General features: G+C 45.1%; 17 protein-coding genes and 1 tRNA gene. 12 read left to right on the forward strand and 6 right to left on the reverse strand.

Annotated features, from left to right (window positions below):
• Window positions 1–1,623 (reverse strand): DUF6600 domain-containing protein (locus ACX0G9_RS30170; protein ID WP_459068714.1); only part of this gene is annotated, 1,623 nt, incomplete at its 3' end.
• Window positions 1,624–1,965: 342 nt separating this feature from the next.
• Here ACX0G9_RS30170 and pheT point away from each other — a divergent pair.
• Together pheT and ACX0G9_RS30180 are read left to right on the forward strand one after the other, a co-directional pair.
• A complete protein-coding gene (pheT, locus tag ACX0G9_RS30175; protein ID WP_459068715.1) occupies window positions 1,966–4,467 on the forward strand; it encodes a phenylalanine--tRNA ligase subunit beta in 2,502 nt (833 codons plus the stop codon).
• 116 nt (window positions 4,468–4,583) lie between these two features.
• Window positions 4,584–4,982 (forward strand): hypothetical protein, encoded by a 399-nt coding sequence (locus tag ACX0G9_RS30180; protein ID WP_459068716.1) that lies wholly within the window; start codon window positions 4,584–4,586, stop codon window positions 4,980–4,982.
• A gap of 1 nt (window position 4,983) precedes the next feature.
• On the opposite strand, the gene ACX0G9_RS30185 is transcribed toward ACX0G9_RS30180, so the two are convergent.
• Window positions 4,984–5,238: a hypothetical protein gene (locus ACX0G9_RS30185; RefSeq protein WP_459068717.1), complete on the reverse strand. Its 255-nt coding sequence runs from the start codon at window positions 5,236–5,238 to the stop codon at window positions 4,984–4,986.
• Window positions 5,239–5,395: 157 nt separating this feature from the next.
• Here ACX0G9_RS30185 and ACX0G9_RS30190 point away from each other — a divergent pair, with 157 nt between their 5' ends.
• From ACX0G9_RS30190 to ACX0G9_RS30215, 6 genes are all read left to right on the forward strand, one after another.
• A complete protein-coding gene (locus tag ACX0G9_RS30190; protein WP_459068718.1) occupies window positions 5,396–5,680 on the forward strand; it encodes a cell division protein ZapA in 285 nt (94 codons plus the stop codon).
• Window positions 5,681–5,992: 312 nt separating this feature from the next.
• Window positions 5,993–7,558, forward strand: coding sequence for a ribonuclease Y (rny, locus tag ACX0G9_RS30195; RefSeq protein ID WP_459068719.1), 1,566 nt, complete (start codon window positions 5,993–5,995; stop codon window positions 7,556–7,558).
• Between the two features lie 78 nt (window positions 7,559–7,636).
• Window positions 7,637–8,008, forward strand: coding sequence for a 50S ribosomal protein L19 (gene rplS, locus ACX0G9_RS30200; protein ID WP_459068720.1), 372 nt, complete (start codon window positions 7,637–7,639; stop codon window positions 8,006–8,008).
• A 211-nt stretch (window positions 8,009–8,219) separates the two neighbouring features.
• Entirely contained in the window at window positions 8,220–8,468 is a 249-nt protein-coding gene (locus tag ACX0G9_RS30205; RefSeq protein WP_459068721.1) for a Sec-independent protein translocase subunit TatA/TatB, read from the forward strand.
• A 56-nt stretch (window positions 8,469–8,524) separates the two neighbouring features.
• The gene (gene gatA / locus ACX0G9_RS30210; RefSeq protein WP_459068722.1) at window positions 8,525–10,015 is read left to right on the forward strand and encodes an Asp-tRNA(Asn)/Glu-tRNA(Gln) amidotransferase subunit GatA; all 1,491 of its coding nucleotides are present in this window, start codon (window positions 8,525–8,527) and stop codon (window positions 10,013–10,015) included.
• A gap of 178 nt (window positions 10,016–10,193) precedes the next feature.
• Window positions 10,194–11,354 carry a lytic transglycosylase domain-containing protein gene (locus tag ACX0G9_RS30215; protein ID WP_459068723.1) on the forward strand — a complete coding sequence of 387 codons (1,161 nt, stop codon included), beginning with the start codon at window positions 10,194–10,196 and terminating at the stop codon, window positions 11,352–11,354.
• A gap of 86 nt (window positions 11,355–11,440) precedes the next feature.
• Here the strand turns inward: ACX0G9_RS30215 and ACX0G9_RS30220 are convergent, their stop codons facing one another.
• The 4 genes from ACX0G9_RS30220 to ACX0G9_RS30235 all read right to left on the reverse strand — a co-directional run bounded on the left by ACX0G9_RS30220 (window position 11,441) and on the right by ACX0G9_RS30235 (window position 17,077).
• Entirely contained in the window at window positions 11,441–12,826 is a 1,386-nt protein-coding gene (locus tag ACX0G9_RS30220) for an anthranilate synthase component I family protein (protein ID WP_459068724.1), read from the reverse strand.
• Window positions 12,816–13,268 carry a hypothetical protein gene (locus ACX0G9_RS30225; protein ID WP_459068725.1) on the reverse strand — a complete coding sequence of 151 codons (453 nt, stop codon included), beginning with the start codon at window positions 13,266–13,268 and terminating at the stop codon, window positions 12,816–12,818. The genes ACX0G9_RS30220 and ACX0G9_RS30225 overlap by 11 nt, the downstream gene beginning before the upstream one ends.
• 71 nt (window positions 13,269–13,339) lie before the next feature.
• Window positions 13,340–14,605, reverse strand: a complete 1,266-nt coding sequence (locus ACX0G9_RS30230) for an adenylosuccinate synthase (RefSeq protein ID WP_459068726.1) — start codon at window positions 14,603–14,605, stop codon at window positions 13,340–13,342.
• Window positions 14,606–14,818: 213 nt separating this feature from the next.
• The gene (locus ACX0G9_RS30235; protein WP_459068727.1) at window positions 14,819–17,077 is read right to left on the reverse strand and encodes a RelA/SpoT family protein; all 2,259 of its coding nucleotides are present in this window, start codon (window positions 17,075–17,077) and stop codon (window positions 14,819–14,821) included.
• A 62-nt stretch (window positions 17,078–17,139) separates the two neighbouring features.
• On the opposite strand from ACX0G9_RS30235, the gene ACX0G9_RS30240 reads away from it, so the two are divergent.
• The 4 genes from ACX0G9_RS30240 to ACX0G9_RS30255 all read left to right on the forward strand — a co-directional run bounded on the left by ACX0G9_RS30240 (window position 17,140) and on the right by ACX0G9_RS30255 (window position 21,973).
• A tRNA-Leu gene (locus tag ACX0G9_RS30240) sits at window positions 17,140–17,221 on the forward strand.
• A 375-nt stretch (window positions 17,222–17,596) separates the two neighbouring features.
• The gene (locus ACX0G9_RS30245) at window positions 17,597–18,832 is read left to right on the forward strand and encodes a T9SS type A sorting domain-containing protein (RefSeq protein WP_459068728.1); all 1,236 of its coding nucleotides are present in this window, start codon (window positions 17,597–17,599) and stop codon (window positions 18,830–18,832) included.
• A gap of 6 nt (window positions 18,833–18,838) precedes the next feature.
• On the forward strand, window positions 18,839–20,839 hold the full coding sequence (locus ACX0G9_RS30250) for a tail fiber domain-containing protein (RefSeq protein ID WP_459068729.1): 2,001 nt from the start codon (window positions 18,839–18,841) through the stop codon (window positions 20,837–20,839).
• A gap of 45 nt (window positions 20,840–20,884) precedes the next feature.
• A complete protein-coding gene (locus ACX0G9_RS30255; protein ID WP_459068730.1) occupies window positions 20,885–21,973 on the forward strand; it encodes a hypothetical protein in 1,089 nt (362 codons plus the stop codon).
• Window positions 21,974–22,084: the final 111 nt, after the last annotated feature.

Genomic DNA, 22,084 nt, shown 5'->3' on the forward strand with positions numbered 1-22,084 from the left:
GGCGGGAGGAGGGGCGGGAGCAGGAGCCTGGGCCCGTTGAGGCAACGTCCTGGCCGGAATCTGATTGGTATTGGTCCGTTGCGGCACTCCATTAGCCGGCACCGGCTGGGCAGTATTCCGGTTAATTACCTGAGGTTGATTTTGAGTACGGTTATCAGTCCTGAGGAAGGGTCTTGTCAGCGGTTGATTATTCGGCTGACCAACTGGTTGAGTAGCAGGCTGACCTGTTGGCTGATTTGCCGGTTGACCAACGGGCTGGGCTACCGGCCGTGAAGCCGGCTGACCTTGCTGACCCGGCTGATAAACAGGCTGGACGGGTTGTGGCGCCTGCTGTACAGCAGGCTGGTTACCCCTCCAGGAAGTATTCGGATTGCCATTTCTATTCGGTTGTCCATTAACATAAGGTTGATTCGTTACCGGTCGTCCATTATTGGGCTGATTGTTACCATTGACGGGAACTGTATTTCCGCCATTGTTATTATTCCAGGTGTTCCCTGAATTAACGGGACGGTTATTCGTATTTACAGGAGCGTTTGTTCCCGGAATATTACCCGGGTTATTAGGAAACCCGGTATTCCCATTCCTGGTGGGAGGCAATCCATTTACAGGACGGTCGGCAGGACGATCGCTGACTCCGTTATTATCATTTCTGTTATAAACCGCCGTATTCACCGGACGTACATTGTTCAGGTTCTGGACCCGCACAGGAGCTACCCTTGTTGGAGACCCATTGCCAACACCTGCATTGTTATTCGTCTGGCCATTTCCATTTACCCTTGGCCGGTAAATAGCAAATCCGTTATTATTCGATTGTTCGCCGGGAGAATTGCTTTCCCTTAGGGGAACAGGACGTACTGCAGTTCCGGTTACCCTGGTCACCTCATTCGGATCGGGTCCGCCGCGGAAATAATTACCCCTGTTGTTGTACCTGTTATTATTGCTCCGGGTATTATTATTGGTAACATTATTATTAATGATGGTAGTATTGTTGATAATGGTAGTGTTATTAATGATCGTCGTATTCCTGGTCTCATTCACATAATAATTATTGATGTGTGGATTGTTCACATAACGGTTAGGAACAAAGCTCCAGTAATGAGCGGGGGGATTATAGCCACCCCCATAAGAGATTTCAACACTTACGTTCGGGCCAAGAGGCGCCCATCCGTAGTAATCCTGGCTTTGTCTCCAGCTCACCCATGCCGGAGCCCATTCCTGGCCAGGCACCCACATCCATCCATAACCATTTTCAAAGAACCAGCGTCCATAATGGAAGGTTGCCCAGCCCCAGTTATAATCGGAAGCCCAGGTCCATCCATCTTCCGTATATACCCAATGCCCGTTGGTGGCATAAGGCTTGAAATCGGGACCCGCATTAGGCATCCAGACATAACCGTATTGAGGATAATTGATCCATTGCCCATAAGGGCTTAACTGATCATAAAAAGATTGGTAGGAAACTTCCGGTGCAGGAACGGGGGCCGGCTCCGGAGGAGGAGGCGGAAGCGGTTCTGCAACCTGAACCGGACGGGGTTGCTGCTGTACCACATAAGTCGGACCACAGGCATTTAAAACCAGGGTCATCGCAGCAAAACTTGCTAAGGTGTATAGGCTATTTTTCATAAATCAGCATTTATCTGTTAGTAGATAACTATTGGATGCATTATCCGTGCAAAAATTTAACCCGGAAAAAGTATTAACAATTGATTATCATATGAGGACGAATTAACTATGGCCTTTAATTCCGGTATCCAACAGCTATTTATCCATAACGGAATTATGAGGTTAATATTTTCGGGTAGGGACAGCTTACCGGTTCCTAAGGCACTAACACGCAACAGTTATACCATAAAAAACTATCTTTGCGTTTTGCATTTCAGGCTTATGCCTCACAAATTATAATAATAAATTGCAATACGAATATAAATCGTTTGCCTGGCATTTATAAAAACCGGAATTGAACCTATGACCATTAGTTATAACTGGCTTTGTGATTATTTACCGGTGAAAGTCGATCCGGAAAGAATGTCTAAGATCCTTACTTCCATAGGTCTTGAAGTAGAAAGCCTCGAAAAATATGAAGCCGTGAAAGGGGGTTTGCTGGGGCTGGTGATCGGAGAAGTGCTGGAATGCAGCCCTCACCCCAACGCAGATAAACTGACCTTGACCCGGGTAAATATCGGGGCGGGGACTGAACCCTTGTCTATTGTATGCGGCGCCCCGAATGTCGCAGCAGGGCAAAAAGTAGTGGTAGCTGTGCCGGGGACCACCATTTACCCATCAAAAGGTGACCCCCTTACCATGAAAGTAGCTAAGATCCGGGGAGTGGAAAGCCATGGGATGATCTGTGCGGAGGACGAGATAGGTCTTGGCGAAAGCCATGCAGGGATCCTGGTATTACCAAAGGATGCCAAACCCGGGACCACCGCCGTTCAGTGGTTCCATCCCTATACAGATCATATCTTTGAGATTGGATTGACACCCAATCATATGGATGCCATGAGCCATTTTGGAGTAGCACGAGACGTTTGTGCCTGGCTTTCCCTCCATGAAAACAAGGAACTCCGCCCGAAACAACCTTCTGTGAATCCTTTCAAGGTGGATTCAACCAGCCTTCCTGTCTCTGTAAGTATTCTAAATACCAAATCCTGTGAGCGGTATAGCGGTCTTTCCATGAAAGGCATCACCATCAAAGAATCTCCCAAATGGATGCAGGACCGCCTCCAAACGATCGGTATCCGCTCCATCAATAATATCGTCGATATCACCAATTTCGTATTACATGAACTGGGTCAACCTCTTCATGCCTTTGACCTGGACGCCATAAAAGGAAGTAAGGTGATCGTGAAAAATCTTCCGGAAGGCACTCCGTTCATCACCCTGGATGGAAAAGAAAGAAAGCTGGCCGCGGAAGATCTGATGATCTGCCATGAAACCGAACCTATGGCCCTTGCCGGCGTTTTCGGTGGTCTGCATAGTGGGGTAACGGAACACACCAGGAACATTTTCCTGGAGAGCGCCTGGTTCAATCCCACCGATATCCGTAAGACCTCCTTTCGCCATGGCCTTCGAACCGATGCAGCCTCTCATTTCGAAAAAGGCATGGATATTTCAGGTACCATCAATGCCCTTAAACGGGCAGCCCTGCTGATCCGGGAGTTGGCAGGGGGGGAAGTCGCCTCCGAATTGGTGGATGTGTATCCTGATCCAAAGAATAAGACACAGGTCATTCTGAAATATCATTACCTGAAAAAATTAAGCGGGAAAAATTATCATCCCGACACGGTAAAAAATATTCTGTTAAGCCTCGGATTCGAGATCATAAAGGATGGCATGGATGCCATCCACGTCTATGTTCCCTGGCATAAGCCCGATATCTCCCTTCCGGCCGACGTAGTGGAAGAAATAATGCGGATCGACGGTTATGATAATATAGCTATTCCCGCTTCCATCACTATTTCTCCCTCGGTAGAAGCAGGAAGATCACAGGCAGCCTGGAAATCGGCCGTTGCCGGTTATCTGGTTGGGCAAGGTTTCTATGAGATCCTGACCAATTCAATTACCAATAGTGCCTACTACAGCCTGGAAGAATTGGAAGGCGCAGTGAAAATGATCAATAACCTGAGCACGGAATTGAATATTATGCGGCCTTCCCTGTTGGAAACCGGCCTGGAATCGGTAGCGCATAACCTCAATCGTAAAAACAGCAAACTGCAGTTTTTTGAGTTCGGTAAATCCTACCATACCACCGGTGTCGGCAGTTACCAGGAAATAAATCATTTGTGTCTTTTCATCACCGGACAACTCCGGGAAGATTCCTGGAAAGCCAAAGGGCAGGGAGCCGATTTTTATTACGTGAAAAGCCTTTGTGACCGTATATTCAATATGTTGGGTATCTCCACCCAATCCACGGCCCGGCACATCCCCCAACCCCCTAAAGGGGGAGTATCTGAAGCCTTTAACTGGGAGTCACTTCAGGTAGAGTCCGGGAAAGGATCATCCCGGTTTTCATCAGGCATGTCTGTTACCGTAAAAGGGAAGAAAATCCTGGAAGCGGGTTTCATAAACCCCGATGTCCTTAAACAATTCGATTGTAAACAGGAATTGCTGTTCGCCGATTTCAATTGGGATGAACTTTTGGGACTGGCCTTCAGCAATACGATCGAATTCAGGGAATTACCCCGGCAATTACCCGTGCAACGCGATCTTGCCATGATCGTGGAAAAATCTTTACCTTTCGAAAAAGTAGAAAAAACCATTCGGGGAACAAAACTGGAAAAATTGCAGGAAGTCAAACTCTTCGATATATTTGAAAGTGAGAAATTGGGAGCCGGTAAAAAATCCCTGGCAGTAAGTTTTACTTTCCTGGATGAAGAAAAGACCCTGACGGATAAAGAAATTGATGGAATGGTCGGTAAGATCATGGGAGCCCTGGAAAAAGAGCTTCAGGCTGAGATCAGAAAGTAGGCCCCCCAACCCCCTAAAGGGGGAGTAAGGCAAGAACCTGGTGAGAGAAGTATCGTCCCCTATCCATAGATGACTAAAAGATTGGAGGATTTTGAACGACCAACCACAACTATAAATTGAGTGAACCCAACGATCATAGCGACATTTTACCAACTCCCCCTTCCAGGCTACCTGGCGAAGGCGAAGGTAGCGGACGAGTGTTGAACAGTGTTCAACGCGAAGCTCCGGGGGGTGAATTGAGCCTGCAGGTGCAAAGGATCGGTGAAAAACTTCAGTTTATTTTAAAACAGCGCGAGATCCTTTTAAAAGAGAACGGGAAATTAAAAGAAGAGATCCGGCAGCTAAAGGAGCAGGATTCCGGCCATGTTATCCGGCTGGAACAATTACAAAAACAGGTAGAAATCCTGAGAGCCTCAGGAGGCGAAATGAACGGGATGGAAAAGAAAGCCCTGGAAAAACGACTCAGTCAATACATCCGGGAAATTGACCGTTGCATAGCTTTGTTGGGAGAATAATTCATACCCTTTTTACCAGACGCATTTTCATTTCATCTTTTCCCCGGGAAACCTCCAGGGTATATACGCCATAGGGCAGGTCATTCAGACCATTCCAGCTCAGTTCATGCTGATCTTTTTCCATTTCCGTCTCCATGGCACCACAGACGAAACCGGTATCATCTTTTAATACGGCCTTCAGGAGACATTTCTGGGATTGGTCGATCGAGAACGTCAACCTGTCTATAAACATGGGAGATTTTACAGTTACGAACATGGTAGATGAGGTTTTTTTATAGGGTATTGGTGAGCAAAAGTTTCGTTTTAAAAGGGTTTCAGGATAGGCATTTTGTAAAATTGGGTTTACCTTCAGTTACATCAAAACCATACCATGTGTAAAAGGTGTGGATAAATTTAACACAACTATTTGAACTATGCAAGAGTTAATTCCAATTAATGTTGTAATCGGTGACCGAACCTATCGGATCAAGATAGAACGGGCCGACGAAGAACAGGTGAGGAAGGCCTTAAAGACGATAAATGACAAAATTATAGAATATAAGACTCATTTTGCCGGAAAGGATATGCAGGATTACATTGCTATGGTCCTTTTATGGTATGCCACCCAACTTTCTGCTGGTGAAAACCAGTCTGCCATAAGCAGCCCTATATTGGAAGCCCTCTCCAAAATGGAACAGCAATTGGATAAAGTACTGTAGCTTAAGATAACCGGACTTTGGGAAATTTAGTCCGGTTATCTTAAGCCTCTGATGATGAGCCTTCGGCTGGTTCGCCCGTGGCGTACCGTAGCTTACTAGACTTTGGGAAATTTAATCCGGAGAAATTCATCTTTTTATGATTGCCTTTCGGCGGCACACTTCCGCGCCTAATGGTTTCCCTATCATAAAGGGGCGACAAGCTTGTATCTTGAACCTCCTTTTTTACTATCTTCGCCAACTAACACATTTTCATACAATCATGAACCTGAATAAGAAAACATATGATTGTTAACGCTTTAAATTGAAGATTCAATGGTGACAGCTATAATACCCATCATAATCGGAATTATCGCCCTGGCTGTAGGGATCATTGCCGGTAAATTCCTTTTTGCTAAAAACACGCAGATACAGGTTGACGAGGCTCATCAGCAAGCCAAAAAGATCATAAGTGAGGCCCAGATCACTTCCGAAAATCTTAAAAAGGAGAAACTACTGGAAGCTAAAGAAAGGTTCGTACAGTTGAGATCCGAGCACGACAGAGAAGTCCTGGAAAAGAATAAAAAAGCGAACGAGGCAGAAGCCCGTATCAAACAAAAAGAACAAGGCATCAACCAGAAGCTGGAAAATCTGGACAAACAAGCCAAAGACAATGATGTAATCAAAGAAAACCTTAACAGACAGATCGAGGTCGTAGGGCAGAAACGGACAGAACTGGAAAAACACCAGGAAGAGCATATTCGCCGGCTTGAAAAGATAGCAGCTCTCACGGCGGACGAAGCCAGAACCCAGCTGATCGAAAGTCTTCGCCAGGAAACACAGACCAGGGCGCTGGCCATGCAGCAGGAGATCATCGACGATGCCAAACAAAAGGCCAATAAAGAAGCCCGTAAGATCATCATTCAAAGCATTCAGCGTACGGCGGCCGAACAGGCTATTGAAAATTCCATAACCGTTTTTAACCTGGAAAGCGATGAGATCAAGGGACAGATCATCGGCCGGGAAGGGCGTAATATCCGTGCCATCGAAGCTGCTACCGGAGTAGACCTGATCGTGGACGATACCCCGGAGGCCATCGTTCTATCCTCCTTTGATCCCTTGCGCAGGGAAATTGCCCGTTTGTCCCTCCAAAGACTGGTGACCGATGGACGTATTCACCCTGCCCGCATCGAAGAGATCGTGGAAAAAACCCGCAAACAGATCGAGGAACAGGTGATGGAGATCGGCGAACGTACGGTTATCGAACTGGGGATCCATGGCTTGCACAAAGAACTGGTAAGAATAGTGGGAAAAATGAGGTTCCGTTCATCTTACGGACAGAACCTGCTGATGCATAGCCGCGAAGTAGCTAATCTTTGCGGGATCATGGCAGCGGAACTCGGCATGAACCCCAAGCTGGCCAAAAGAGCCGGGCTTTTACATGATATCGGCAAGGTGCCGGATGAAGAAACTGAATTAAGCCATGCCCTGCTGGGGATGAAACTGGCTGAAAAATACGGCGAGAATCCTGCAGTCATCAATGCCATCGGGGCGCATCACGACGAAGTGGAAATGCAATATGTCATTGCACCGATCATACAGGCCTGCGATGCCATCAGCGGTGCCCGTCCCGGCGCCCGGAGGGAAATCATGCAGCAGTACCTGCAACGTATCAAGGACCTGGAAAATCTGGCCCTGGCCTATCCTGGTGTGGAAAAAGCCTATGCTATCCAGGCGGGCAGGGAACTCCGTGTGATTGTTGAAGCCGATAAGGTGACCGATATCGACAGCGATAAATTAAGTTTTGAAATAGCCCAGAAGATACAGACCGAAATGACTTATCCCGGCCAGATCAAAGTAACCGTTATCCGGGAGAAAAGAGCGGTTAACGTGGCCAGGTAATAAAAGAAGAGAATATTAAAAAAGTTTGGAAATTTCTGATGGTATACATACCTTTGCCATCCTTTAAAAATTAGAGTAATGGACGCTGCAGTAGCATTTGTACACGAACAATTGACAGGAAAGATTAATTTTCCGAAATTTAAAGCCGGTGACAACATCACTGTCAATTATAAAATTGTGGAAGGTAATAAAGAACGTATCCAGGGTTTCAAGGGCGATGTCCTTAAACGTCAGGGTGTTGGCCAAACGGCTACTTTTACCGTCCGTAAGATTTCCGATGGCGTAGGTGTTGAAAGGACTTTCCCTCTTTTCTCCCCTAATATCGAGTCGATCGAACTGCATAAGGTAGGTCGTGTTCGTCGCGCCAAGATTTATTTTCAAAGGGAAAGGAGTGGTAAGAGCGCTCGTATCAAGGAAAAGAGAATGGCAGTGGCAATTAAACAGGCTTAATCCACTGATTAAAATAAGTAAAGGCCGCCCTTGTAAAAGGGGCGGCTTTTTTATTTCTGCCCATCCAGGCAAGAAGGAGCACCTGTCGGCGGTAATCTTTGTTAGCGCTCCGTTAAATAGGCCTCATTTAAACCGAAGGGTAATAATTTCCCTGGTAAAAAGCCAATATGATGTCAAAAGAGTTAACTTTGTCGCTCTAAACAAGCTGAATATGTTTACTAATTTTCTGAATTGCATCTTCTTGATCTCCGCTCCGGGTGGAAGCGAATGGATATTGATCATCCTGGCTGTCCTGATCCTGTTCGGTGGCCGCAAAATTCCTGAATTTATGCGTGGCCTGGGTCGCGGGATCCGTGAATTCAATGATGCGAAGAATAATGTGAAAAAAGAACTGGAAGAAGGCATGGCAGAAAAGGATACAAAAACTGCAAATACCACTCCTTCTTCTTCACAGAATTAATTTCTTCATCATCATTCTTATCGCCCGGTTTTTGTTTGCCCAAACAGAAGCCGCTATTGCCGTTGTTTACCTTTTACTCAATACAAGATTATCATAAAGCTTTAAGGGATGGTAATTCTTCCTGTGAAGAGGCCGTGCAGTTCTATCTGGATAAAATAGAAAGCACCCGTCATCTGAATGCTTTTATTCATGTATATGGTGAGGAGGCCCTGGATACAGCCCGGGTACTGGACAAGAAAAGAAAGGCCGGTGAAGTTACCGGCAAATTACACGGTGTGATTATCGGTCTGAAAGATGTTATTTCTTATAAGGACCATCCTCTTTCCGCTGCCTCCCATATTTTAGAAGGCTATGTTTCTATCTACCATGCAACCGTAGTGGAAAAACTACTTCGTGAAGATGCGATAATCATCGGCCATCTGAATTGCGATGAATTTGCCATGGGTTCCACTAATGAAAATTCGGTTTATGGTAAGGTGCTGAATGCACGGGATCTGAACCGCGTACCCGGAGGGTCCTCCGGCGGTTCGGCGGTGGCCGTGCAAGCCGGTCTCTGTATGGCCAGCCTGGGGAGCGATACAGGAGGATCTGTAAGACAGCCCGCTGATTTCTGTGGTATCCTGGGGCTAAAACCCACCTATGGTAAGGTTTCACGTTACGGGATGATCGCCTATGCCTCCTCCTTTGACCAGGTAGGCATTTTTGGGTTAACCGTACCGGACATTTCCCTGGTCCTCGATGTCATTTCCGGAGAGGATGACTTTGACAGTACCCTGGCTCCTACGGAACATGCCCTGAACTATGCAGCTGAACCGGGTACCCCATTCCATAGCAACGAATTAACCGATTTAACGAATACAGAAAATGCCGGCTTCCGGAAATACCGGATAGCCTATTTTAAGGAGGCCCTTGAGCATCCTGGCCTTGATCCCGAAATAAGGAATACCATCCTGGACCGCATCCAAGGATTGCGCAATGAGGGTCATACTGTGAAAGGTATTGACTTTGAATTACTTGACTATATCGTTCCTGCTTATTATATTTTGACAACGGCCGAAGCCTCCTCCAATCTTTCCCGTTTCGATGGCGTTAAATATGGATATCGTACAAAAGGAAAAGATCTTGATTTAACAGATTTTTACAAGCGTACCCGTTCTGATGGCTTCGGAAAAGAGGTCAAACGACGTATCTTATTGGGAACCTTTGTGTTAAGCGCCGGATACTATGATGCCTATTTTACCAAGGCCCAGCAGGTAAGAAAATTATTAGTTGACCGAACCAACCTGATATTCAACGACTTCGACATAATTATCCTTCCAACCGCTCCTACCACCGCATTTTCCATCGGAGAGAAAATGGACGACCCTATTGCTATGTATCTTGCTGATATCTATACGGTTTATGCAAATCTGGTCGGTATTCCCGGTATTTCTATCCCTTTGTTCACTCACACAAATGGCATGCCTTTTGGTGTTCAGGCTATGACAAACCGATTTAAAGAGTTATCTTTGCTTCAGTTCTCGCATCAATTGATGCAATTCAAATGATGCTTTTTTATGTCCTACGAAATCCTACTCTATTTAACTAAGAGGTCTTGAAGCATTAACCCCGGTTTACCCAAGTATTATCCAGGTTGATGGCGCCTAGTAAGCCTCTCCCGATTCTGTACCTATGGAAGATTGTGAACACCGATATAGGTAGTTTACCATCTTTAAAGCGTTGGACATGACGAACAAAAGAATGATTTTGTTGGGCATAACTATTATTAGCTCAGCATGGACTTACCCCATTAAAGCAGACGGATTAAACAAAGGGGGTGTCCAGACAAGTAGCCTTACCGGCATGGCCGATACAAACAGAGTGAAAGCAGGAACTTCTTCCTTCGCGGCTGCCGATTCTAATTCCCAGGATAATGTTATGAACCTTTTTGCAGCCACCTCAATCGGGGGCAGCAACGGTGTGCGGTTGAATGCAAAGGCACTCATCTTCGTTCAGGATTATATGAAGGAAAACTGGGATGATTTATGGAGTATGCGCAGCTGGGGCAAACCCTATTTTACCCTGATCGAGGGTATCCTGACCCAATATGGTCTTCCCAAGGAGCTTAAATACCTGGCTGTTATCGAATCTAATCTGAAAACCACGGCCAAGTCCTGCGTAGGGGCTGTCGGACCCTGGCAATTAATGCCGCAAACGGCCCGGGATCTTGGCTTAAAGGTTTCCCGTCAGAACGACGAACGGAAAAATTATGCCAAAAGCACCCGTGCGGCGGCTGCCTATCTGCGCGATTTGTATAATGACCTGGGTGATTGGTTGTTGGTGATTGCAGCCTATAATACAGGCACGAATAATGTCAACCGGGCTATTCACCGGAGCGGAAGCCGGAATTTCTGGGACCTTCAGTATTTCCTGCCTGCCGAATCCAGGATTCATGTAAAGAAATTCATCGGGACCCAATATGCCTTTGAGGGCCAGGGCAGCGTAACGACCCTGACCAAACAGGAAGCGGCAGAACAATTATCCGGATCCTCCATGTATGTGTTCAGCAGGAAGCTGAGCCAGGAGGAAGAAAACAATTCCAAAACCGTTTCCATCTCGGGGAAATATCATTCCCAGGTCATTGCCCGTTATACCTTGCTCGATATGGTTGTCTTTTCCAGGTATAACCCTGATTTTGACAAGATAATGGCAAGCAGCAATAATACGTACGATCTGAAACTGCCTGCCGATAAAATGGAATTATTCGCGGGCAATAAATACCAGATCTTAAATGAGTCGGTTCAATTGCTGTTAAACAGTGATGATCAACCGCCGGTGGAAGATACCAATACGGCAAAGACAAAGATCGTTCCGACCGGGGCCACACGAAGCATAGCGGTGAAATAAAAAATGCGTAGAAGAAAAAATTAAAAAAATGCGGCTGCCCGAGCAGCCGCATTTTTTTTGCATATACTTCTTACCTGCGATAAACTTTAAAAACTGAATCCGGGATCCAATGCCTTTTTTATCCCTTCGGCCTTCAGCATACATTCCTCATATTCGGCCACCGGGTCACTATGGAAGGTGATACCGGAACCAACCTGATAGGAAAGATAATTACCGGCCCCGTTGTAAAAAATACTCCTGATGACTACATTAAAATCGAAATCGCCATCCGGTGTAACATACCCAACGGCTCCCGAGAATAACCCCCTGGAAGTCTTTTCGTAACGGCCGATCAATTCCACCACCCTGTTTTTAGGGGCGCCGGTCATAGACCCCATAGGAAAGGTGGCCCGGATACAATCGACCAGGTCTGTATCCTGTAATAATTCCCCTTTTATGGTTGAAATCATCTGGTGTACCTGGGGGAAACTATAGATACCAAAGAGCTCCTCTACCCTAACGGAACCTTCCCTGCATATTTTGGACAGGTCATTGCGAACCAAATCGACCACCATCACATTCTCCGAACGGTCCTTGGGGCTATTAAAGAGCCATTCCCGGGCCGTTTTGTCTGCAGGAGCATCTTCAGGATGCCGGGGTGAAGTGCCCTTAATGGGCTGCGAAATAAGCGTATTGCCCTCCCTGCGGAGGTATCTCTCAGGGCTGGCGCATAACAGGTATTTTTTATCCAGTTTGTAGAAGGCGGAAAAGGGATTGGGAGACGCTTCGCTGAGTCTTTGCCAGACTTGCAAAGGATCGATCCGGGCGGGCTGGGAAAAAAACTCCTGACAGAAGTTGATCTCATAACAATCCCCCCGAAGGATATGATCCCGAAGCTTTTGTATAGTCTGCAGGTATTCTTCTCTGGAAAATCCCGCCTGAAAGGGAGGAATGGAAGGAAGGGTGTAGGAGCCGGAATCAGGCAGGCTTATATGCCGGATCTGCTCGTAAATAACTTCCTGATCTTCCTTCAGAGACCCGATGCGGATACCATCCTGTTCAAGTTCAATAACGATTTCGGGGATAAAAAAAAACAAGTCGGGGAATCCAATGCGGTCGGGCAGTGTAGGCCCATCGGATTGGGCAGCGTGAATGGGCTCGGTCTCCCTGGCCAGCCCATACCCAAAATGACCGAATAACCAGTCCTTTTGCCCATCGCGGGAACGTTTACTGGTGAATTCTTCTAATTGTTCGAAAGCATTACCGGCATTCGCCTGAACAGATTCAAGGATGCCGGCAGCCAATATACAACCGAGGGGTTTTGCTTTCGATTGGGCAGTCCCGGGATAGGATTGACTATCCAGAAAGCAACAGCTATTAAACCGGGAGGCCCAGTTTAATAGCTGTTGCTTAATTTTTTTAAAATCACTTATGGGGAATGAAACAAAGGTCCTTTTTACCGATGCCGGGTCAGGCGTCTTTTTAAAAGTCATCCTCTTCTTCTTCGAACCCGCTTTCGCCAAAGAGATCCAGGTCTTTAAAGTCTTCGTCAATACCGAGATCATCTTCTTCTCCTTTGGCGGCTTTCTTGGAAGTGTTACCGCCGGTAGCCTTCTTTGTCTTTGATTTAGGAATATCAAATTCATCGAAGTCGGGGTCCCATTCTTCCTCCTCTTCCACTTTTTCCCATTCGTCTACTTCTTCGACATCATCGCCGTCGTCGTCGTCGTCATCGCCTTTTTTACTTTTAGCAGATGCTTTTGCAGTTTTTCCGGAGGGCGCTTTGGGAGTATCGGAATCATCAAGTTCATCATCATCCTCATCATCGTCAGGTTTTTTCCTGGATTTGGGAGTTGATTTTTCCGGAGTTTCCTTTGGTGACTGAGGCGCGGATTTCTTTGAACCCTTTCCCTCCTTATCAGATTTTGGTGCCATGTCCAATAAGATTGAGCTGTAAAATTTCAGCGAAGTTTTCGATTCGCCAAATTTTTTAAAAGATTTATTTTTTATATATTTTCTATCAGTTGATCACGTCCCGGGCCATTTGAAATATAGGCCACTTTTACCCCCAGGAAATGATTGATGAACTGAACGTATTCCTGCATCTTTGCAGGCAAGTTATCATATTTTTTCAAAGAAGTAGTATCTGTTTTCCAACCTTCAAAAGTTTCCAGAACCGGTTCGATTTTCATTCGGTTCATCTGGAAAGGGATCTCGCTGGTGGTCTGACCGTCAATCTTATATGCCGTGCATACTTTAAGCTCCTCGAAGGCATCCAGGACGTCCGCTTTTGTCATGACGATCTTGGTGACCCCATTGATCATGCAGGCAAATTTAAGGGCTACCCCGTCAATCCAGCCGCAACGGCGCGGTCTTCCGGTAGTGGCGCCAAATTCACTGCCTGTTTTACGCAATTCTTCCCCGGTTGCGTCTTCCAGTTCTGTAGGAAAAGGACCGCTGCCAACCCTTGTACAATAAGCTTTGCTTACGCCGATAACGTCGCGGATCAGTTGGGGCGCCACACCAAGACCGGTACATACACCCGCAGAAATGGTATTGGAAGAAGTTACAAAAGGGAAGGTTCCGAAATCGACATCCAGCATACTTCCTTGCGCACCCTCGGCCAGAACTGTTTTGCCCTGGCTTATCCTTTCGTTGATAAAATATTCTCCATTGACAATTTTAAAGGACCGCATAAACTCGAGGGCCTCGAAAAACTCATCCTCCCAGTCAGAAATATCCTCATGGAAATTAAGACCATCCAGTAATTTCTGGTGTTTGAGGCGTAATTTGATATATTGGTTCGTAAAGGTTTTATCCAGCAGATCCCCAACCCGTAAGCCGTTCCTCCCCGTCTTATCCATATAGGCCGGGCCAATACCTTTTAAGGTCGATCCGATCTTTTCATTTCCTTTCGATACTTCAGAGGCTTTATCCAGCGCCCGATGGGTCGGCAGGATCAGATGGGCTCTCTGGGAGATATACAGGTTTTTCCGGTAATCCACACCGAAGGCTGCAACAGACTCGCATTCCCTTTTAAGGGTGACCGGGTCCAGCACCACTCCGTTACCGATCAGGTTAGTGGTTTTTTCGTGGAAGATCCCGGAAGGGATTTGGTGCAATACGATCTTTTTATCCTTAACATATAAGGTGTGACCGGCATTGGGTCCACCCTGAAAACGGGCTATAAGGTCATAACGCGGGGCAAAGTAGTCGACTATCTTCCCTTTTCCTTCATCACCCCATTGGAGGCCTAAAATTACATCAACCATTCATTACAGATTTGCAAGTTACGAATACCCGGGCTGAGCCAGGTTTGTGAACAAGGCGACAAAAGTAAGTGAAGATCGGCTATTGAAAAAGACAAATATTACCCCCTAGCCCCCTAAAGGGGGAATATTATTCCTGGTAGACTTTCCAAAGTATAAATCAACACTGAAATTAGGGATGTAACAATTGGAGTCGCGTGCTACTAAACTCCCCATTTAGGGGGTTGGGGGGTTCGGCGGTTCCGTATCAAATCGGACGACCGAATGAATGCCGTTCAGCTGTTTCAGCCTTATCACCAGTTCCTCCAGTTCTTCCTTATCATGCACATATATCCTGATATTACCTTCAAAAAGCCCCTCTTTGGCCTCGATAGTAATGGCGTTGATATTGAGTTTTAATTCCCCCGAGATCAGGTTGGTAATCTTATTGACCACTCCGACGTCATCCATTCCCACTATCCGGATCCCGGTCAGGAAAGAGATTTCCTTGTTCTTCGCCCATTTGGTTTTTACGACCCGGTGCCCGTAACTGGCCATCAGTTTAGCCGCGTTGGGGCAATTCGTGCGATGAATGGTCAGCCCCTTGCCTACCGACACGAATCCGAACACGTCATCCCCCGGAATGGGTTTGCAGCAATTAGCCAGGGTATAAACGATCCGGTCACTGCTCTCCCCGAATATGATCAGCTCGGCATCCTTCCGGGGGATGGCAGTAGACGTCGATTCCGTCTTATTGTCAATGACGGGTTTGACCGGCTTGGGCGGCTCCAGCCGGTCTCCTAATAATTGAAATTCTTTCAGCTCCTTCAGATCGATGTTCTTCACCGAAACCTGGTAAAAAAAATCCAGCGAGGAATTCAGCTTATAGAAAGAGGTGAGGACATCGATATTATGCTGGTTATAGGCTGCTCCGAAATTCTCCAGCTTTCGCTCCACGATATATTTCCCTTCATCGGCAATCTTTCTTTTTTCTTCCTTAAGGGCATCCTTGATCTTGCTCTTGGCCTTAGCCGTGACAACGATATTCAGCCAGTCCTCATTGGGCTTCTGTTTGCCGGAGGTGATGATCTCCACCTGGTCGCCGCTGCGTAGTTTATGACTGAGTGGAACCAGTTTATGATTGACCTTCGCCCCGATGCACTGGCTGCCGATGGCGCTGTGGATGGAAAAGGCGAAATCCAGAGTAGTGGACCCTACCGGCAGCATTTTTACATCCCCTTTTGGCGTGTATACATAGATCTCTTCAGCCAGAAAACTGGTCTTAAAATCCTGCAGAAAGTCAATAGAATCATTATCCTGTGTATTCAGTACTTCCCGGATCTGCTGGAACCATTTATCAAAACGGCTTTCATCAGAAGTGCCTTCCTTGTATTTCCAATGGGCGGCCAACCCTTTTTCAGCGATCTCATTCATCCGTTTGGAACGGATCTGCACTTCCACCCATTTTCCCTGAGGCCCCATAACCGTAGTATGCAAGGCTTCATAACCATTGGACTTGGGGTTGCTTAACCAGTCCCTCAAACGTTCGGGGGAAGGGTTGTACTCGTCCGTTATCATGGAATAGACCTGCCAGCATTCTTCCTTTTCCTTTTCCGGCGGGGAATTCAGGATGACCCGGATCGCGAAAAGGTCATAGACTTCTTCAAAAGCCACTCCCTTTTTTCGCATCTTATTCCAAATGGAATGGATGCTTTTGGGACGGCCGTAAATTTCAAAATTAAAGCCTCCTCTGTCGAGTTTATCTTTCAGGGGTTTGACGAATTCATTGATATAACGGGAGCGTTCTCTTTTAGTCTCGGACAATTTGCGGGCTATTTCCCTGTATTCTTCCGGCTCCAGGTATTTCATGGCCAGGTCTTCCAGCTCGGTCTTAATATTATACAGCCCCATACGGTGGGCCAGGGGTGCATAAATATAGACGGTTTCTGAAGCGATTTTCAGCTGTTTTTCCCTTTTCATGCTGTCCAGGGTCCTCATATTATGGAGACGATCGGCCAGTTTGATCAGGATGACCCGGGGGTCATCGGTCAGGGTAAGCAATATTTTCTTGAAATTTTCCGCCTGGCGGGACGCGTTCACATCCACCACATTGGATATTTTCGTCAATCCGTCTACGATCCTGGCTATTTCGCTGCTAAATTCCCTTTCGATATCTTCCAGAGTGATGTCCGTATCTTCCACGGTATCATGCAATAAGGCGCAAATGGTAGACCGCACACCCAGCCCGATCTCCTCGGAACAGATCCTGGCAACGGCCAGAGGATGCAGGATATAAGGTTCCCCGCTCTTTCGCCGCATGGTCTTATGGGCCTCTGCCGCCATTTCAAAGGCAACCCGCATCAATTCTTTATCCCCAGCCTTCAATTTTGGCTTCAGCGAACGGAGGAGGGCACGGTATTCCCTTAGGATCAGCTTCTTTTCCTGGTCTTCTGTGAGGTTATATTTAGGTATTACTGCAACTGTTTCCATTTCCATACTGTACGAATTTACAAAAAAAGTCCTACTTTTGCACCCCTTTCGTACTATGATGAGGAACTGCGGGCGTGGCGAAATTGGCAGACGCACTAGACTTAGGATCTAGCGCCTCACGGCATGTAGGTTCGAGTCCTATCGCCCGCACTTGAATAAAAGGTCCACTTTGTGGGCCTTTTTTCTTTTTAAAATGACCCTCAGAATATCAGTTAAGGAAATAAAACGATCATTCAATGCTTTATAAACTAACCAATATTTGCTTAAGGTAAATTCTTAGGCATTGCGTTCCCCTTTCAATGACGGAGGCGCCGTTTGATTCCATAATTCCAAAAATGTTTAATTCGTAATTCCCACCACGAACCAATTCTTCCTACACGAATTTAATTGCCCACTCCATTTCTGCCAGTTGCTCTAATTGTTATACCAGTTAATCAATCTATATAGGTATTGCTTTACTACAGATATAAATTGCTATCAGTTAAGGCTGAAAAAATAAGTATCACCCATTCATAAACTTTTAGCATGAAAAATTTTTACCGGCTGTCAATGCTTATGGTACTTCTTGCGCTTGTTGCCACAAAGGCTACATCCCAGGCAAAGCTGGTAGTAAATGGCGGTATTATTACAATTAATAACGGAGCTGCTTTAGTAATTAATAATCCTGATAATACAGCTATTACTTACAACGGTTCCGGATATATCCAAAGCGAAGGTGCCGGTAACAGGGTTATATGGATCTTTGGGCCGGGTAATGGAAACACTTATTTAATTCCTTTTGGAAATGCTGCAAACTATTTGCCTTTACAGTTTAATGCTGCATCGGGCATTGGTGCTAATGGCCAGTTTGTTTTTAGTACTTATGCTACCCCAACCTGGAAGAACAGTGATTATTTGCCCCTCGGTATTACTAATGTAAACAGCGGCGGAGCCGATAATTCAGCAAAGCTGATTGACCGTTTTTGGCAAATTAATCCAGAGGGTTATAGCACAAAACCAACTCTCACCAATTTAAATTTTACTTATTCCGACCTTGAATATGCGGCACCAAACACTATAACAGAAGCCAATTTATTTGCACAGCGCTGGAACAATAGTCTGCAAACCTGGGACGATTACATCCCAACTTCTTCCATCAACAGTGCCACCAACAATATAAACATCAGCAGCATCAGCGGCAGCCAGATTTACGACTGGTGGACGCTTGTTGACCGAAACTCGCCTTTGCCCATAACACTTGTTTATTTTAAAGCCATGGTAATTAACAGGCAGGTGGTTACAAGCTGGCAAACTGTTTTTGAAAATAACAGCAGCCACTTTGAAGTATGGCGTAGCCAGGATGGCCGGCAGTTTGAAAATATTGGCCGCATCGCTGCTGCAGGCAACAGTAACACCAAACTGAATTATACATTAAATGATGCTACTCCCTATCCGGGTATTTCTTATTACCGTTTAAAAAGTATTGATAAAGACGGAACGTTTACATGGTCAAACATTGAAAAAATAAACCTTGATGGGGGTACAAATATTTTTCTCAGTCCCAACCCTGCTACCAGCTATATCGCCATCAATACGGGCATACAAACCCTAAATAAAAAACCTGTGGCCCGGCTTTATGATACAAAAGGAAATCTGTTGAAACTATTCGCCATCACATCCACTTATCAGCAGGTTAATATAACAGTATTGCCTGCTGGCATCTATAACATCAGCATCAGTTACAATAATCAAATACAAACACTACCCTTCATCAAAAAATAAAATAAAATGAGACAGAAAATATTATTTTTCATTATCGCATGTAGTTTTTCCCAGCTAATTTTTGCACAAAATATTGGAATAAACGAAACAGGTGCCGTGCCGGATGCAAGTGCAATATTAGATGTGAGTGCAACAAATAAAGGCATGTTGGTACCCAGGATGACATCGCTACAACGCACAGCCATAGCTACGCCAGCCACGGGGTTGCAGGTGTATGATACCGACGCAAAAAGTTTTTGGTATTACAACGGTACTGCATGGATTGAGCTATCAACCGGATCATCTACCAATTTTTGGGGCCTTAATGGCACGCATATTTTTAATAACAATGCGGGCAATGTAGGTATTGGATTAAACACACCGTTGGCACCGCTACATATAAAAAATGATAACGAAGCTTTGAGAATACAGGGTAATACTCCTTATCTTTCTTTTACTAATAATGCCGGCGAAGCGAAAGGTTTTTTACAAAGTTTTAATAATGATCTGTACCTCGGCACACCAGCTACAAACACTACCGGCAACCTGCAGTTTTATGCTGCCAACACTCCTGCGTTAATAATAAAACCAACAGCGGATGTTGTGGTAGGTGCAGATGCATCAAATAGTTTTGGAAAGCTTACAGTGCAAACATTAAACAACAGTAACGGTATTTCGCATTTAGGCGAAGGGGGAAATATCCTGGCCACCAGAATGGGTGGCACCTCTGCAGGCATTGGTACTTTCTCTAATACCAATATGCGTATTTTCAGTAACAATAATTCTGCTATTTTTATTAACTCATCTAACAGTTATGTGGGCCTTGGTGGAGATTTCCCGGTAAATAAATTTCAGATTGGTACCATTGCAAACCCTGGACCTAACTATGTAGGCAATGATTTCGCCATCAGTAATGGAACCAATGCTATGCGGATATATCAATCATCCAATAGCACCGTTATCGCCTCTGATAATACCAATATGGTTTTTTGGCCAAAGGAAGCTACAGGCAATGTAGGAATCAATACCCTTAGCCAACCCACCAATAAATTACAGATAGGTTCTGTAGGCGGTACCGGTTTTGCGACCAATGATCTGGCGATAGGAAATGGTACTGCGGCGATGGCCATCTACCAAACAAATGCTTCTACTTTAATTGGATCGACTACTGATATTATTTTAAGACCTCGCAATAACGGTGGTGGTTTTGTAGGTATTAATACAAACACGCCCAGAGCGCCGTTGGATGTTACAAGTTTTACTAATGTCAGCATACCGGGAGGTAGCATTGTATATTCCTATTTAAATCAAGGTAGTGGTTTAGTTGGTGTTGCCAGAGCAAATGATAATCCTGTTCCACAAATATCTATTGTCACAGACGGAAGAATTCTTTCTACAGAATTTGACGCTTACTCTGATGCCCGAATAAAAAATATAAATGGTATTACAAATGCTCAAAAAGATTTACAAATAATTAATGCTCTTCAAATAACTGACTATTCCATGAAAGACAAAGTTCGGTATGGCAACCAACAATTTAAAAAGGTAATAGCACAGGATGTAGAAAAAGTGTATCCGCAAGTGGTTTCCAAACACACCGATTTTATACCAAATGTGTACCAGCTTGCAAACAAAGTTGAAAAAACGGCCAATGGGTATCTTATTAGCTTTTCCTCAAAACACAATATCAGCCCATCCGCAAAAAAACTGCAAATGCTTTTATCAGACGATAAGGGAATGGAACAGTTTGCTATTATCAGTATTCCTTCTGAAACCAAGGTATTGATAAATGCCTCTGATATAAAAGCTGATAAAGTATTTGTATACGGCGAGGAAGTAGATGATTTTAGAACAGTAGATTACGAAGGCCTTACCACATTAAATATTTCTGCTACGCAGGAATTAAATAAACTGCTGGTAAAACAACAGGCCTTAATTGTAAACCAGCAAAAGCAATTGGACTATTTAGAAAAAAGATTATCTGCCTTAGAAGCAAAACCTGTTTCGAAATTGCTGGGCATGAAATAAGTAAGTTATCAACTATTATCAAAATCAAAAAAAAATATCTCAATTATGAAATTTTTTATCTTAATCCCTGCTTTCCTGATGGCTTTTGCCGGATGCAAAAAAAATTCTGTTACACCAATTATTCCACCACCCGGGGCCGGGGGAACCAATGTGTATGTAGGCGGCTACGAAAATAAAGCGGCCAGGTACTGGAAAAATGGAACGGCGGTAGTGCTTGCAGATCCGTTATTAAATACTGCTATAAACGCAATAGTGGTTGTTGGTAATGACGTGTATGCCGGTGGTTACGAAATAAATAATAATGCCAACCCGGTGAAAGTAGCCAAGTACTGGAAAAACGGAACGGGTGTAGTTCTTACGGATCCTTCAAGCACCACAAATGCTCCTGAAATAAATGCAATGGCAGTATCAGGGAATGATGTTTATGCAGCAGGTCATGAACGAAATGCCGGTAGTATTGGCATTGCCAAATACTGGAAAAACGGAGTGGCAGTAAGTTTAACTGGTAAAAGCGACAGTTCCAAAGCTGCCATGATCAATGGCATTGCGATAGTGGGTAATGATGTTTATTGTGTAGGATATGAAACCGTATTAAGAAAAGATGCCGGCGTTACTTATGGAGTAATAGTGGCTAAGTATTGGAAAAATGGTGCTGAAATAACGCTGGCTGGTACCAGTGGGTATGCGCCAACCAATGCGAGTTCATTAGTGGTTGAAGGGAGTGATGTGTATATAGCAGGCTGGGGATCGGGAGGCCTAAATATCGGGCAAACAGCCAGGTATTGGAAAAATGGAGCACTGGTAATTTTGCCTACGGAAACAAATTTTGAATCAGCAGCAAATGCCATAACAGTGGCCGGAGGCGATCTTTATGTGGCAGGCTACGAAATAATTGGTAGTAAAAAAGTGGCCAAATACTGGAAAAACGGAACCGTGGTAAAACTTACAGACGGAACCAGTAATGCCGTTGCATATTCTATAGCGGTATCTGGAAGCGATGTATATGTATCCGGCAATGAAGAAAGTAAAACAAACCTTTACAAGGTAGCGAAATACTGGAAAAATGGAACGACCATTACACTTTCTGATGATTCAAAAATTTCTTATGCAAATTCCATAGTAGTAACGAATTAAGCTGCTGCCTGAAAGTGAAATGTAAATCATAAAAAATCATTGTTGTCCGGATAAATCCGGGTTAAAATAGTCTGTATCCTTTTATTGAAGCGGGATACAGGTTAAAAATCG

It is taken from the genome of Flavitalea flava, from assembly GCF_054461575.1.

What these genes read in the sequence shown, in the direction of transcription:
- ACX0G9_RS30190 (WP_459068718.1), top strand. Translation starts at nt 5,396, where the DNA reads ATGCAAGAGTTAATTCCAATTAATGTTGTAATCGGTGACCGAACCTAT.
- rny (WP_459068719.1), top strand. Translation starts at nt 5,993, where the DNA reads ATGGTGACAGCTATAATACCCATCATAATCGGAATTATCGCCCTGGCT.
- ACX0G9_RS30230 (WP_459068726.1), bottom strand. Translation starts at nt 14,605, where the DNA reads ATGGTTGATGTAATTTTAGGCCTCCAATGGGGTGATGAAGGAAAAGGG.
- ACX0G9_RS30245 (WP_459068728.1), top strand. Translation starts at nt 17,597, where the DNA reads ATGAAAAATTTTTACCGGCTGTCAATGCTTATGGTACTTCTTGCGCTT.
- ACX0G9_RS30185 (WP_459068717.1), bottom strand. Translation starts at nt 5,238, where the DNA reads ATGTTCGTAACTGTAAAATCTCCCATGTTTATAGACAGGTTGACGTTC.
- ACX0G9_RS30225 (WP_459068725.1), bottom strand. Translation starts at nt 13,268, where the DNA reads ATGGCACCAAAATCTGATAAGGAGGGAAAGGGTTCAAAGAAATCCGCG.
- ACX0G9_RS30250 (WP_459068729.1), top strand. Translation starts at nt 18,839, where the DNA reads ATGAGACAGAAAATATTATTTTTCATTATCGCATGTAGTTTTTCCCAG.
- ACX0G9_RS30215 (WP_459068723.1), top strand. Translation starts at nt 10,194, where the DNA reads ATGACGAACAAAAGAATGATTTTGTTGGGCATAACTATTATTAGCTCA.
- ACX0G9_RS30255 (WP_459068730.1), top strand. Translation starts at nt 20,885, where the DNA reads ATGAAATTTTTTATCTTAATCCCTGCTTTCCTGATGGCTTTTGCCGGA.
- ACX0G9_RS30205 (WP_459068721.1), top strand. Translation starts at nt 8,220, where the DNA reads ATGTTTACTAATTTTCTGAATTGCATCTTCTTGATCTCCGCTCCGGGT.
- ACX0G9_RS30220 (WP_459068724.1), bottom strand. Translation starts at nt 12,826, where the DNA reads ATGACTTTTAAAAAGACGCCTGACCCGGCATCGGTAAAAAGGACCTTT.
- ACX0G9_RS30235 (WP_459068727.1), bottom strand. Translation starts at nt 17,077, where the DNA reads ATGGAAATGGAAACAGTTGCAGTAATACCTAAATATAACCTCACAGAA.
- rplS (WP_459068720.1), top strand. Translation starts at nt 7,637, where the DNA reads ATGGACGCTGCAGTAGCATTTGTACACGAACAATTGACAGGAAAGATT.
- pheT (WP_459068715.1), top strand. Translation starts at nt 1,966, where the DNA reads ATGACCATTAGTTATAACTGGCTTTGTGATTATTTACCGGTGAAAGTC.